Raw genomic sequence first — 590 nt, 5'->3', positions numbered from 1 at the left:
TAGGAGTCAGTCCCTGATCACCGGCACCGATCCTGGCAGCAGTCCACCCAGGACCACCACCGCGAGCCTCACAGATGCGTTACACATCGGTTCCACTTCACGGGTTACACGTCCCTGCGTGATGGGCCTTCGCTGTCACACAGAGTTACTGATCAGCCAGACGCCTCCGCGCGTCCAGTGGACGGCGTTCGTCAGAGACGCACGATCAGCGGCAGATGTGCGCACCGGATCAAGCCGTGGGTTTCCGAGACTGGCCGGCCTGGCAGTTGCCGGTCGGTCGAACCATCAGGTGGTCGCCGAAGGGAGCCGCGCCGGTCCGGAGCAGCAGCCAGGGCTGAGCTCAGTTCACCGGCGGCGCCCAGGTAGGGCGCCTGATCAGGCAGAATGGGTGGCCAGCGGGATCGGCGTACACGTGATCGCCGGGCAACCGCCGCGCGCCCAGCGCGAGCACTGCCTCACCCGCGGCATCCTGGTCGTCCACCATCACGTCAAGGTGCATTTGCTGCGGCACCGCCGGCTCCGGCCACGTCGGCGGCGTCAGGACGGCGGCGCCCTGGAACGCCAGCCCGGACGCCGTCGTGCTGGCCGAC

1 protein-coding gene is annotated in these 590 nt (G+C 68.1%); it reads right to left on the bottom strand.

What is annotated here, in order from left to right; all coding sequences use genetic code 11:
• Window positions 1–340: 340 nt before the first annotated feature.
• The coding region (locus ACLQ2U_RS32190; RefSeq protein WP_425754644.1) for a VOC family protein at window positions 341–590 on the bottom strand (250 nt) is incomplete at its 5' end.

Source organism: Micromonospora sp. DT47, from assembly GCF_049844475.1.
In the GTDB taxonomy this organism is placed as follows: Bacteria; Actinomycetota; Actinomycetes; order Mycobacteriales; family Micromonosporaceae; genus Micromonospora.
This window is presented reverse-complemented; position numbering and strand designations above follow the sequence as displayed.